At 40.8% G+C, this 13,921-nt stretch carries 10 protein-coding genes; 3 read left to right on the forward strand and 7 right to left on the reverse strand.

Features of this window, described 5'->3' with window-relative positions; genetic code table 11:
• Positions 1–43: 43 nt before the first annotated feature.
• The 6 genes from rpsA to B2400_RS17255 all read right to left on the reverse strand — a co-directional run bounded on the left by rpsA (position 44) and on the right by B2400_RS17255 (position 7,511).
• A complete protein-coding gene (rpsA, locus tag B2400_RS17230; protein ID WP_149526834.1) occupies positions 44–1,978 on the reverse strand; it encodes a 30S ribosomal protein S1 in 1,935 nt (644 codons plus the stop codon).
• 92 nt (positions 1,979–2,070) lie between these two features.
• Positions 2,071–4,236, reverse strand: coding sequence for an ATP-binding protein (locus B2400_RS17235; RefSeq protein ID WP_293935285.1), 2,166 nt, complete (start codon positions 4,234–4,236; stop codon positions 2,071–2,073).
• A gap of 41 nt (positions 4,237–4,277) precedes the next feature.
• Entirely contained in the window at positions 4,278–5,249 is a 972-nt protein-coding gene (locus tag B2400_RS17240) for a YihY/virulence factor BrkB family protein (protein WP_149526832.1), read from the reverse strand.
• A complete protein-coding gene (locus B2400_RS17245) occupies positions 5,250–5,660 on the reverse strand; it encodes an acyl-CoA thioesterase (RefSeq protein ID WP_149526831.1) in 411 nt (136 codons plus the stop codon). It lies immediately after the preceding gene.
• Between the two features lie 2 nt (positions 5,661–5,662).
• Complete coding sequence (mltG, locus tag B2400_RS17250) at positions 5,663–6,703, reverse strand: endolytic transglycosylase MltG (RefSeq protein ID WP_293935288.1); 1,041 nt, start codon at positions 6,701–6,703, stop codon at positions 5,663–5,665.
• 4 nt (positions 6,704–6,707) lie between these two features.
• Positions 6,708–7,511: a PASTA domain-containing protein gene (locus tag B2400_RS17255; protein WP_149526829.1), complete on the reverse strand. Its 804-nt coding sequence runs from the start codon at positions 7,509–7,511 to the stop codon at positions 6,708–6,710.
• 139 nt (positions 7,512–7,650) lie between these two features.
• On the opposite strand from B2400_RS17255, the gene B2400_RS17260 reads away from it, so the two are divergent.
• Positions 7,651–8,655, forward strand: coding sequence for a D-alanine--D-alanine ligase (locus B2400_RS17260; protein ID WP_286650778.1), 1,005 nt, complete (start codon positions 7,651–7,653; stop codon positions 8,653–8,655).
• Positions 8,656–9,592: 937 nt separating this feature from the next.
• On the opposite strand, the gene B2400_RS17265 is transcribed toward B2400_RS17260, so the two are convergent.
• A complete protein-coding gene (locus B2400_RS17265; protein ID WP_293935294.1) occupies positions 9,593–12,244 on the reverse strand; it encodes a M14 family metallopeptidase in 2,652 nt (883 codons plus the stop codon).
• A gap of 262 nt (positions 12,245–12,506) precedes the next feature.
• Between B2400_RS17265 and B2400_RS17270 the strand changes: the two genes are divergently transcribed.
• Together B2400_RS17270 and B2400_RS17275 are read left to right on the forward strand one after the other, a co-directional pair.
• On the forward strand, positions 12,507–13,370 hold the full coding sequence (locus B2400_RS17270) for an N-acetylglucosamine kinase (RefSeq protein WP_293935297.1): 864 nt from the start codon (positions 12,507–12,509) through the stop codon (positions 13,368–13,370).
• A 6-nt stretch (positions 13,371–13,376) separates the two neighbouring features.
• On the forward strand, positions 13,377–13,886 hold the full coding sequence (locus B2400_RS17275; RefSeq protein ID WP_293935300.1) for a glutathione peroxidase: 510 nt from the start codon (positions 13,377–13,379) through the stop codon (positions 13,884–13,886).
• Positions 13,887–13,921: the final 35 nt, after the last annotated feature.

Raw genomic sequence — 13,921 nt, forward strand, 5'->3', positions numbered from 1 at the left:
CCTTTTTAGACAGCCTCTTTAGAAGTTATTTCGAAAAATCTAATTATTTAGATTTCTTTTCGTTGTCTTCCATTTGCTCTTTTAATTGAGCTAAAACGTCAAGATCTCCTAATGTTGATTTTTCAACATTGTCTTTCACTTTTCTTACTGCAGATGATGCAGCTTTAGCTTCTTTCTTACGAGCGTTGAACTCTTCGATACGAGCTTCAGCTTTAGCATCTTCCCAAATACGAGAGTGAGAGATAACTAAACGTTTGTTTTCTTTGTTGAATTCGATGATTTTGAATTCAGCAACTTCGTCAACTTTCAATGAAGAACCGTCTTCTTTTACAGAGTGTTTGTTAGGGCAGAAGCCTTCAACACCGTATTGTAAAGCTACGATATCACCTTTGTCACCAACTTTGATAACTGTACCTTCGTGAACTGAACCTTCAGTGAAGATTGTTTCGAAAGTATCCCAAGGGTTTTCTTCTAATTGTTTGTGACCTAAAGAAAGTTTGCGGTTTTCTTCGTCTAATTCTAAAACCACTACGTCTAAACGCTCACCAACTTTAGTGAATTCGTTAGGGTGGTTTACTTTCTTAGACCATGAAAGGTCAGAAATGTGAATTAATCCGTCGATTCCGTCTTCTAATTCTACGAATACACCGAAGTTAGTCATGTTCTTAACAACTGCTGATTGTTTTGAACCTACTGGGTAACGTTCAGTGATGTTTTGCCAAGGATCTGGAGTCAATTGTTTGATACCTAAGCTCATTTTACGCTCTTCGCGATCTAGAGTTAAGATAACAGCTTCGATTTCATCACCTACTTTTAAGAACTCTTGTGGAGAACGTAAGTTTTGAGACCATGACATTTCAGATACGTGGATTAAACCTTCAACACCAGGGATGATTTCTAAGAAAGCACCGTAATCAGCAACTGTTACGATTTTACCTTTTACTTTAGAACCAATTTCTAAACCTGTATCTAGAGATTCCCAAGGGTGCTCTGATAATTGTTTTAAACCTAATGCGATACGTTTTTTCTCGTCGTCGAAGTCTAATACTACAACGTTGATAGTTTGGTCTAATGCTAACACCTCTTTTGGATGCTCGATACGGCCCCAAGAGATATCAGTAATGTGAAGTAAACCGTCAACACCACCTAAGTCGATGAACACACCGAAGTCAGTGATATTTTTAACAGTACCTTCTAATACTTGACCTTTTTCTAATTTAGCAACGATCTCTGATTTTTGGTTTTCTAAATCGTCTTCGATCAATACTTTATGAGAAACAACTACGTTTTTGAACTCATGGTTGATTTTAACAACTTTGAATTCCATTGTTTTACCAACATATACGTCGTAGTCACGGATAGGTTTGATGTCGATTTGAGAACCTGGTAAGAATGCCTCAACACCTTTGATATCAACGATTAAACCACCTTTAGTACGCGATTTAACAAAACCATCGATAATTGCATCGTTTTCCAATGCAGCATTGATTTCTTCCCAAGATTTTTGTGTTTTAGCACGTTTGCGTGATAATACTAACTGACCGTTTGCATCCTCTTGCGATTCAACAAATACGTCAACCGTATCACCAACTTTTAAGTCAGGTAAGTCACGGAACTCAGATAATGCTACAAGACCGTCTGATTTGAAACCGATGTTCAATACAACATCTTTGTTATTGATAGATACAACGATACCTTCAATAATTTCACCTTGATTAATTTGGTTAAATGTTCCAGCGTATTGCTCTTCCAATTTAACGCGCTCAGCTTCGCTATAATTACCGAAAGCTTTCTCATCAAGATCCCAGTCGAAGTCTCCTGATGGAGTACTCCAAGTGTTAGATTTAATCTCATCGATTAAATTTGAATCTGCTTCAGACTCAATCTTTTCAGTGTCTTTCACAACTTTTGTGTCAGCACCTTGTAGCTCTGCGTTTTTCGCCGCTAACTCTTTTTCTGCTTCTTGTTTTTTTGCCATTAATTAATTATCTCCTTTTCCCTACGATGTAGGGACTGCAAAGATACGAAAAACTTTTATTTACAAGAGATTAGAAGAAAAAAAATTATTTGCTATCCCTCTTGCTGGATTTCATCCGAGTCTTCAAAGATCGGATATAGGGTTTTTAAGATTACCTCCGTTAGCTTCTTTTCATTGAATGGCTTGATTAGGATGCCATCAAATTTCATCCGTCTGATTCCTTCCTGCTTCTTAACTTGTTCATTATCAGAGGATGTGGCGATTATTTTAACGCGCTCGTAGGCAGGGTTTTGACGAACCTTAACCAGCAGTTCGTCTCCGGTCATCACTGGCATATTAATATCCGTAACAATGACATCAACGGCTTTTGTTTCCATTAAGTTCAGCGCTTCCAGACCGTTGGTAGCTGTGTAAACCTGCTCGTGTAACAAGAAAAACTGCTTCAGATAGAGCAAATTTAAAGCATTATCATCTACAATTAGCCAAGAAAGATTCTTCGGAAGATCCCTAACTTGATGAATATTAAGGGTATTCTTACGGCGGAATTTTGGGCGTGGAATAGGAATTTCTACCGTAAAAGTAGTTCCCTGATTGGCTCTAGACTGAAAGGAAATCTTGCCCTTTAATAGGGTAACAATATTTTTTGTGATGTAAAGCCCCAATCCAACGCCACCTTCAACCTTATTCGTCTTATTCTCTGTATAATATTTCTTGAAGATGTTCTTTTTGAGGTTCTCAGGAATCCCATTTCCCTCATCGGATACCTTAATAACCAAATTGCTATGATTGTTCACATACATCTTGGTCGTAACTGTTCCCTGAGAGGAATACTTGATCGCATTACTAACTAAATTGCTCACCACTTGACGTACCTTTAGCTCATCCGTAAAGATAATAGTCGGTTTGCTCTCGTCTAACGAGTGGTTTAAGGTGATCTTTTTAAGACTCGCCTGATTCCTATAATTGTCGAGGATTTCCAACAACATATCATGGAAGTCAAAATGACTCGGCTCCAGGGTATCATGTTTGTCGATCTTGCTCAGATTAAGAATATCGTTGATGGTTTTCGATGTCGCCGTAATATTCGAATATGCCGTCTCTAGCAAGAGAATGTCCTTCGGTTGATAGAGGTCGTTCCGACTTCGCAACAAGTCGACAATTCCTATCATCGAGTTAATAGGTGTGCGGATTTCATGCGTTATCTCAGCGAGGATATCAGTTTTCTGCTCGGCAAGTTTAGAAGCATAAATTTTTTCGTCCATCAGCATCTGCTCATAATAGTTTGTGAAGAACTGGTAATACACTAAAATACAGATAACGATAAACACAAAAGTCAAGGAAACAATAATTTGCCATTTAAAGGTGTCGGTATTTGCCAAAAGCACGTTCAACTCCTGGTCAGACTTCTCTCGCTGGAATTTTATCCGTTGATCATAGACGAATCGGATTTGCTGATTGGTTTTATGGAGCAAGGTGAAGTTGTCGGCGAGCATCAATCGCTCCTTCTGGCGCAGATCCGTGAGTTGCAGTTTGATTTCATCCAGCTTGCCCTGTGCTCGCGCGTCAGACTCCGAACGGATTCTCGAAAAACTCTGATGGAGCATGTTGCGCGTATCCTGAGACAGCAGATCGCTTCCTAAAGTTAGGGTGTCACGCTTGGGTTGGAATATGCGTTGCAGCAAGGGTTTGCGATTGATGATAACACTCGGTGTCGATCGGCTGAGATCCGAATTGGCGATAGAATTCTCCTGTGGCAGATTGAACATCGAGTTGTTTATTGCCGTGCGGTGGAACTCGTCCAAGGTTCGCGCAGATTGCATAAGCGAATCGATATTGGCTGCGAGGTCAATATACATGGGCAGAAGTCTCGAATAATCGATCGAGTCACTGCGGTATTTTTGGTCAACAATTTCCTCTACCTCTCGGACCTTTCGCAAGGAGTCAACCGAGGCTCTCAATAGCATGAGGTTCTTATTATATTCCAGGAAATCGGTACTGTCGTAGTTGAGCGAATATTGGCGGAAGTGATTTTCGGCGTCGTTGAATTTCGTCAGGAGCGTTACAAAGCTGGTTTGGTCCGTATTGATGCTGCTATAGATTCGCTCAATTCTGGATTGAATAGACCGATATTGAATAAAAGAAGATATAAAGAAAATTAGGAATGCTACAAAAAGGCCAATAGTAGACAACAACAAGATATTTCGAATACTCTTGTTTCGCTTTGTCCTATCGACTAGATATTTGTCCTCTTGTTGCATTGTGTTTCTAAGCTAATTGTACACAAAAACAGTGGTTTGCCCTATTCAGCTTGGTTTGCTTTAAAAGAATTGTAAACTCTTGGTTTTACAATTTTAATACTTTGTTTTGAAAGTGCAATGCTCGCATTCAATTCATACCCGATAATCAATATCAGCGCATTCATATACATCCAAATCATCACCACAATAAGGGTTCCAATGGAACCGTATAACTTATTATATGCACCGAAATTATTAATATAAAAAGTAAATAATGAAAACGACAACATTGCCAGTAGGGTCGCCAATGTCGCACCCGGGGTAAAGAGTTTCCAACGTGATGAGGAAGGCCCAAATTTATAGATTAGGCTTACGGTGAAAAAGTATATCGAAAATAAAATAAGCCATTGTGCGGTCTTGATTAGGAACGACCAAAACCACGAAAGGTCATAATCAATATGTGTTTTCAAGTAATTGATTAAAAAATTGGATCCCATGTACAAAACAATCCCACAGATTAATGCGAAAACAATGGAAAATGAGAGTACCAGCGCAACGATACGACGCTGAAACCATGTTCTGGACTCCTTCGACAGGGAAGACTTGTTGAAGGTCATCATCAAAGTGGTCATACCATTCGTCGCAAAGAATGTACAAAGCACAAAACCGGCCGACAATAATCCTCCGTTTTGACGGATAATAATATCCTTCAATGTATTTTCTAAAACTTGGTACGCATTATCTGGCAAAGCAAGCTGTATAAGATCCATCAGCTGCTCTTGGAAATTATCGATAGGGATGTACGGAATTAACGTGAAAAGGAAGATGATACCTGGAAAAATAGCCAACATAAAGTTATAGGCTAAGGATGACGCTTTATTGATAATCGACTCGCGAGAAATCTCCTGGAAAAAGAATACAAAGACCGTGTATAATGGCAACTTGCCAAATCCCGGTAGGGTGGCACTCTTCGACCATTCAATCAATCGATCATAAGGCTGTAAGTGAAGAAGTGTCTGATGTACTTTTTTCATTTATTCTCCAAAAAATGGAGCCATTTTCTCTTGAAATATCGCCGGAGGTCTACACGGTCTATTACGTTCCATGTCCACAAAAACAAGCTGCGTAGAACCCGTATTTAGTAACTCGCCCTCTTCGTTAAATAGCTCATACTCAAATTTAATCCTAATACCTGGCTTTTCCCTAATATAAATATTTATAGTGATTAAATCATCATACTTTGCGGCTTTAATATATTGGCAATGCAACTCAATGACCGGTAGCATCACGCCCATATCCTCTAGCTCCTTATAGGAGATACCAGTGCTACGCAACATTTCGGTACGTGCTACCTCGTAGTAAGCAGCATAGTTGCCGTAATATACATAGCCCATATTGTCCGTTTCGGCATAACGGACGCGGACTTGATGTTTATAGGAAAACATAATTATTTCTTGATATTTCTTGCGTCAAGCGCCTGCTGAAACTTCCTAGCATTAACTTGATGCTCAGCAACGGTCTTCGCAAAATTGTGGTAACCCGAGAAATCATCCTTTGCACACATATAAATGTACTCATGCTGATTATAATTTAATACAGCATCGATGGAAGCAATACTTGGCATCATAATCGGCCCCGGAGGCAATCCTTTATAACGGTATGTATTATAGGGATTATCAATGGTTAAATGGCGATTTAAAACTCGTCGAATCGTAAAATCATTGTTCGCAAAAATTACGGTAGGGTCAGCCTGTAATAACATACCACGCTTCAAACGATTAATGTATAAGCCGGCAATCTCTGGCATTTCATCCACGTGTAATGCTTCTCCTTTAACAATTGACGCTAATACACTAACCTCTTCAGGCGTCATATTCAATGCTGCAGCCTTCGCCTTGCGGTCAGCATTCCAAAATTTTGCATATTCTTTCGAAAAACGGTCGATGATCTCTTCTGGTTTCGTGTTCCAATAAATCTCATACGTGTTCGGAATGAACATCGAGAAGAAGTTATCCTTATTAAATCCGTACTTCTCAGCTAAAGCCTCATTGTTCAACAGATTTAAGAACGTCGTTGAATCGGCTTCAAAGTTTTTACCCAAAGCACCTGCGAAATTCTCTTTTAAGCGCAAGTTCTGAAAACGGAAGGGAACCGCCTCCTGATAACCACCACGTAGATTACCGATAAAACGACGATTGCTCAAATCTTTCGAAAGTTTGTATCGACCCGGCTTGATTCCAGTCTGCAAATCCATTGCTTTCGCTACATAGTTGAAGTAGCTCGGGTTCTTAACAATACCCTCATCCTCAATACGTTTAATTACGCTTTCATAGGGCTCGTCGGTATGTACATAAAAGTACTCTTCAGAGGTTGCTATGCTCGGTGCCATGAATGCCTGATAGCCAATCCATGCTACAGCAAGGCCAACCACTAAAATAATAATCAATATAACCTTAAAGGCGCTATTCTTCTTTCTGTTCTCTGCCATGTTCTTAGTTTTGAGGCGTTGTAGGATTCACAGGAGTTGCTGGTGCAGCCGTTGGCATCGCCAAGGTCACGTGGACTGCACTTCCAATGGAGATTACATGTGTGCTGGTGTCGGGACTTTGACTCACAATACGCGCATTTAACGTGTCGCGGGAGTTATCAGAGAAGGAGATTGATCCTAATGTTAATCCTAAACCTGCCAATGCGAATTTCGCTTCTTCTACGGACTGTCCAACAAGATTAGGGATATCAACTTCAGAATCTCCACGTCCATTTCCTAATACCAAACTGATTCTTGATCCCTTTGGAACCATACGTCCCGGTTGGATAACCTGACCTGAGAATTTAACCTCTAAAACGACATCACGAGCGATATCGTTGATATATGTGGTGTCTGCGATTTTTAAAGAGTGATTCTTCAAAATGGCAGATGCTTCAATAAATGTCTTGTCAACAATCTCTGGGAATGCAATTTCTGGCGCAGACTGCGTAATGATCGTCAAATAGATGGTTCTACCACCCTTAACATGGGATTTAGGGTCCGGATCCTGATCGATTACTAAGCCTGGTTTAGCATCCATCTGATAGATCGAGTCAACCTCATATTCCAACCCTGCATTGTCCAAAATCTTCAAGGCCTCATTAATATGCAATCCCTTTAAAACAGGAACTTCTTGAGAATCTCCATGTTTAGTGTATATTTTCAATCCGAAATAAACGACCACAAAAAGAACGACAATAAAAATCAACGCGGCAATTAAGTTTTTTCGAAACGTACTCGTCCTTAAGTATAAAAAGAATTTAGACATCAATCTGTTGCTTTAAATGTTTTGCTATCACAATATTAATTCCACTTTTCAGAATCCCGGGAAATATCATCGATAATTAAGGCAAAAATATTCGTTTTTCCTCGTATCTCAAATTATATTTGCTTCTTGATAATATATTATGAAAACAAAAGTTGCTTTAGTAAAAGGTGGATATACTGGTGAAGCCGAGGTTTCATTTAAAAGTGCCGCCTTCGTATATAGTCAAATCGATAAGGACAAATATGATGTATATCCCATTACTATCTCTTTAGATAGCTGGTTTTATGAGGATGAGCAAGGGGCGAAACATGAGATCGATCGACAGGATTTTTCGCTGGAACTTGCTGGCAATAAAGTCACGTTCGACGTCGCCTTTATCATTATTCACGGTGTACCAGGAGAAGATGGCCGCTTGCAAGGATATTTCGACATGATCGGCCTGCCATATACATCTTGTACAGCTCTAACATCGGCTTTAACAATGAATAAAGGCTATACTAAAGCAATAGTACAAGATATTCCAGAGCTCAATGTCGCGAAGTCCGTGTTGTTGTTCAAAGAGCACCGTCCAGTTTCCGTCGATATGGTAACAGAAAAACTGAGCTTACCCATTTTTGTTAAACCGAATGCCGGCGGCAGCAGCATCGGCATGAGCAAAGTCTCCGAATGGAGCGCGCTGAAGCAGGCACTCGACAATGCTTACGACGCGGAAAACACAGGCTACCAGGTATTGGTGGAAGAGTTTGTAACCGGAAGGGAATTCTCCCAAGGAATCTACCGCGATGCCAAAGGTGAACTGCAGGTATTGCCGGCCACCGAAGTGAGAACAACACGAGAATTCTTCGATTACGAAGCTAAATATACCCCAGGCTTAACGGAGGAAATTACACCAGCCGACTTAAATACGGAACAAAAAGAACGCGCAGATCGATTAATCAAAGAAATCTATATCCGCCTAAATTGTAAAGGAATGGTTCGTATCGACTTCTTTATTGAAAACAATACGGATAAATTCTTCTTCATCGAAATCAATACCGTACCAGGCCAAACGGCACAATCCTTTATCCCTCAACAAGTCCGCGCATCTGGAAGAACAGAAACCGCATTTTACGGCGAGCTGATCGAAGCAGCAATGGGAGAGTAGTAGTTAGTATTGTTTAGATATTAGACATCAGATTTTAGATATTAGAAATGTAGGGCGCCCCAGTAGGCGCCCTTTTTGTAGTTTATTTTTTGAGAAAAGTTTGTTTTGAAATGAAGGAAAGGAAGGAGAGTTTGTTTTGAACCATGAAAGGAAGGATTTAAGGATTGGCAGGATCGGGTCTAATGTCTGTTGTCTGTTGTCTAATATCTAGTCTGAACCAGGAAAGGAAGGATTTAAGGAATGGCAGGATCAATGTATTCGTCACTAATAAATAGGACGCCAATGCATAGAGACGTTTCACTAAACGTCTCCAATATTACCTGAGACCGCTGATCCTGTTCATCCTTGCATCTTTCCTTTCTTGGTTCAAAACAGACATTGGACAATAGATGTTAGATATTAGACCAGATCCTGCCAATCCTTGCATCCTTCCTTTCCTGGTTCAAAACAGACATTAGACAATAGATGTTAGATATTAGACCTGATCCTGTTCATCCTTGCATCCTTCCTTTCTTGGTTCAAAACAGACATTAGACAATAGATGTTAGATATTAGACCAAGTCCTGCCAATCCTTGCATCCTTCCTTTCTTGGTTCAGAGACATTTTATTCATAGCTTAATCACTCCTCATTCACTCCCATATCATAGCCCTTTCGGAGCGGTTATGAAAGGGGAGTGAATGGGTTATTAAACGGCTTTACAAGGGTTTTGAGTAAACGAAGGTTCGTATTGTCTTGAACCAAGAAAGGAAGGATGCAAGGATTATCAAGATCTGGCAGAATGCAAATAAGTTTCTACCCGATCCTGTCAATCCTCAAATCCTTCCTTTCCTGGTTCAAAACAACCTTTCCTTCCGTTCATAGTTCAAAACAAAAATCCCTTCCTGTTTTAAAATAAGATTCAGTAAAATAGGCAACAACGCTCTAATATCTCACATCTAATACAATTGATTAAACAAAAACTTAAATGTTCCGTGGGTTTGTGCGCGGAAGGTGATATCGTTGCCGAAGCATACGAGTTTTCCTTTTCCGATTTTGGCGTCGAAGGCTAGGACGGCATCTTTTAGATACTTTTCGCCCCATGACCAACCGCTCTTCAGGACTTGGTCGCTATCAAACCAGATTAGCGGTTTTATTTGTTGGTCGTTGATTTTGAATAGTGCTGAGTTGCTGTAGTAAACGTCGATATCCTCGTCGTATCCCCAAGTGTCGGGGAGATTCGTTGCAACTTTTGCTTGGAGCACGGAGCCTGGAGTATAGAAATCCTCTCGTCTGAGTGGTTTATTATCTGCATCGACGAGTGCATCTGTTATTCCCAAATTGAAGTGTTTCGCGATATCAAAGCTGTTGCCAATGGATACGATTGTTCCACCTTTTTCCATAAAGTCGCGCAGGACAGGTATGGATTTCTCAGCCGTCAATCGGCCCCATCTTTCACGGTATGGCGAAGGGATATTTTCAGGTGCGGCGTTATTGAAGTTTGGCCCATAGCCTAATCCGGCACCGCTTTGCAGGCGTGGGATGGAACCGCCCGGTAAGATGATAACGTCGAATTTATCATTAAGATTACCTTTATCGATATCCGGCGGGAAGACCACCGTTGCGTTATAATCGAATTGTTCCATGAGGAACCTGATCCATCCTGATGGCATACTGCCGCCATAGCTGTCCCATAAAGCGATACGCAAAGCTTTTAAGGCTTTGGCGCTTTTTGGGATCGCGTTTACTGCGGTGCTCGGGATGTTTAGTGATAAATTGTTTGTATTTGCGATATAGAAATTTCCATTGTCTTGATCTCGCCAAACCTTTTGTTTATTGTTCAATAACGAGTTGACAATTTGATAGCTATCGTTGTTTGCTGCTGGCAGGCTTAAGAACTTGCTTTTCGCTGATGCATTCTTTTCTAAGATGATTTGCTCACCGATTGGAAGTTTTTGAAAAGGTCCGCTGATATCATCGAGGAAGCGGTCGAACTTGACGTTCATAATATAGGCCAATGTCCATCCTGCGGCATCATAGGGTGGAATAGGAGGGCCTCCAGGATATTCAAAATCATCCGGGTGATCCTGTGGTTCGAACATATCAAGGATATGCGGACGGAAGGCCTGATTGGTTTTGACGATATAAGAGCCTTCCGGGTATGATTTGCCGGCAGCTGTAAAGTCGGCTGTTGCTTTCATCACTTCGATACCGTTGCCAATTAATGCATTTAAGAATTTAACGGCAGTATTAAAGTCAGCTTGGTTGGCCGGGATAACGTATGCTCTAGGATCGCGAAGTGCTTTGTCTTCGTATAGCTTATTTACCAAATTGGCGTCCGGAAAGCGTTCATTTGGATTTGCTTTCCGCGCATTCTGAACGGCCTGTTCAACAATCGCGACTTTGCTAGTCGATAGGGACCAGGTGTCTTTGTTGCCCTTTTCGATCGAGTTGCGCCCCATGCGATAAATATTGTAGAGTACCTCATCTCGGTATCTCGCTGCATAACCCAATACGGCGTAATTCAAGGAGATCGAGTAGTCGATGGACTGTCTGAAATGCCAACGTTGGGGCAGCACTGGATTTTGTGTATTACTTGAAGGAATCAAGCGCGATGGAACCAATGGGATGTCATAGGGCGTCGGGTTTCCGATGATTTCTGTTAGTAGACCGATCATATTGTGGAAATAGGTCGTTGTTCTCAATCCACCATTGTACCAAGTGGAAAATACCGAGCCACCTTTGGCGGTATAGCCAGGCTTGTTTTCTGCATTTAGGCGGGAAGACATAGCGGCACCTAAGGCATCGATACCCGACATCAGAAGTGGGTCGAATACATAATTGAACGGATCGCGATAAGGGGCACCGGCAACTACGGCACCTGCAGGTGCTGTTTGGTGATGGTTGTACATTATCTGAGGAACCCACTCAACGAAGAGTTGGCGAGCCATATTTTGACTTTCCTTTAGGTTCAACATAAAGAAATCGCGGTTATTATCGTGTCCCGCGTATTTCTGATATAGAACCGGCACTAAGCTTGTCGATCTTTTTGTTGCTTCCTTTTCGCGCATATACCAATTGGAAACAAGGTCTTGTCCGTCTGGGTTTGCATGAACCAGCAGGATGATGCTGTTCTGCAGGATATGTTCTGTCTCGGCGTCGGTCGCTGAAGCTAAGAGGTAGGCCGTTTGTATAAGTTGGTGCATACCCACCACTTCGGTGGAGTGCAGACCACCGTCGATCCATACCACACTCTTTCCTTCTTTGGATAAGTTGCGGGCTTCCTGCTCCGTAATCTCTGCGCGAGCGAGCTGTGATGATATTTGCTTGTACTTTTCTAAGTCTTTTAGGTTTTCAGGAGAACTGATAATGAGCATACATTGTTCGCGTCCTTCTTCCGTTTTACCGATTGGCTGGTAGATAACACGGTCTGACTGCTCACTCAGTTTCTTAAAATATTTTTCCGTCTGTTCAAAGTTTGCAAGTTGATAATCATCGCCGATTTCGAAGCCGAAATGTGTTTTAGGCGAGCTGATCTGTTGTGCGCGAGATTGCACCGACATCCCAACAAGCAGAAGTAAAAGCCATAGGGAAGTTTTCAGATGTTTCATAATTAGAGGTTTTTTGTTATTTAAAACTAAATATAGCTAATTGGGCGGAATAGAAAAGTGTTGGCCATCAGAATCGCTTGTTTCACGAGAATATTACAAGGTAGGGAAGGGATCTTTTTCTGAAATTGTTTAGGGCAACAAAAAACTTCTATCCTTGTTTGTTGTTCAATGGAAAGATGAATGATTTGTTGGGATTAGGAGGGGCAATTTTCGTTGATTATTCGAAATTTGTATATTTGGAAGAGATGAAATTACGTAATATATGATTTTAGTTGCAGATAGTGGTTCATCACGATCAGATTGGATGTTGCATCTTCCCGATAGTAAACCCTTACGATTTCGTACCAAAGGCCTAAATCCATTTTTTGTAAACGAGAAGGAGATTGCGTCCGTTCTTGGTCAGGTCCAAGAAATTATTCCCTATATCAAAGAAATCAATGAGGTTTACTTTTTTGGCGCCGGTTGTACAACACCGGATCGCCGAGAGTTGGTTTCCAATGCATTAACGGAGATTTTTCCTAATTCTTTTATATCTGTGGAAAGTGATTTGGTGGGTTCTGCCTACGCGACTTTCGGTAATAATCAAGGCTTGATCTGTAATATAGGGACCGGCTCGGATATCAGTTTCTACAATGGCGATACGTTGGAGCAAGGGGTACATGGGATTGGATATGTGCTGGGGGATGAGGGGTCAGGTGCTTGGTTTGGTAAGCAGTTGATTACAGCATACCTGTATGAGCAGATGCCCCGAGATTTGATGCGCATTTTCAAAGAGGCACATCCGATTACAAAAGATATTATCATTAAAAATGTTTATCAACGGGATCGTCCGAATGCCTATTTAGCTTCTTTCGCTGAATTTATGGCTGCAAATAGGACACATCCTTATATTGACAACTTGCTTCGCAATGGTTTTGATGAGTTTGTCCGTACGAATGTGATGACTTACCCTGAGTTTTGGGAATATGAATGTCATTTTGTTGGGGGAATTGCTTATCATTTCGATCTTCACCTCAGAGAGGTATGTAATTTGCATGGAGTACGCATAGGAAAGATATTAAAGAACCCTATTGAGGAAATATTCCATTTCATTGTCAATAGAGAATTGAATGTTGAATTTAATTAAAACGTCATGCTAGTAAAAATGATTTTGTTGTACACCATGTTATTTCAACAGCCGAGTGTATATGATTATTCCTTCAATACCATTGATGGAAAGAAAGTGTCTTTAGCGGATTTTAAAGGAAAAGAGCTACTGATTGTGAATACGGCTTCGAAATGTGGTTTTACTAAGCAATACAAGGAATTGCAGGAGCTGCACAAGCAGTATGGCGATAAACTGGTTGTGATTGGTTTTCCTTCAGACAACTTCGGTGGTCAGGAATTTGATGTTAATGAAAAGATCCAAGAGTTCTGTGAGCAGAACTATGGCGTCACCTTTTTGATTTCTGAGAAGGTTGATGTTAAGGGCGAGAAGGCACATCCGCTGTTTAAATATTTGACAAGTGCTCAGAACGAAGACTTTACAGGCGATATCAAATGGAACTTTGAGAAGTTTTTGATCAATAAAGATGGAAAGTTGACCAATAGATATCGTTCAAAAGTAACTCCTTTAGATGAGTCGATCGTGTCGAAGATCTAAATAAAAAATATAAAAGAAAAGAAGGTGTCTAAAAA

Source organism: Sphingobacterium sp. UBA6645 (assembly GCF_002455685.1).
GTDB classification, from domain to species: domain Bacteria; phylum Bacteroidota; class Bacteroidia; order Sphingobacteriales; family Sphingobacteriaceae; genus Sphingobacterium; species Sphingobacterium hotanense.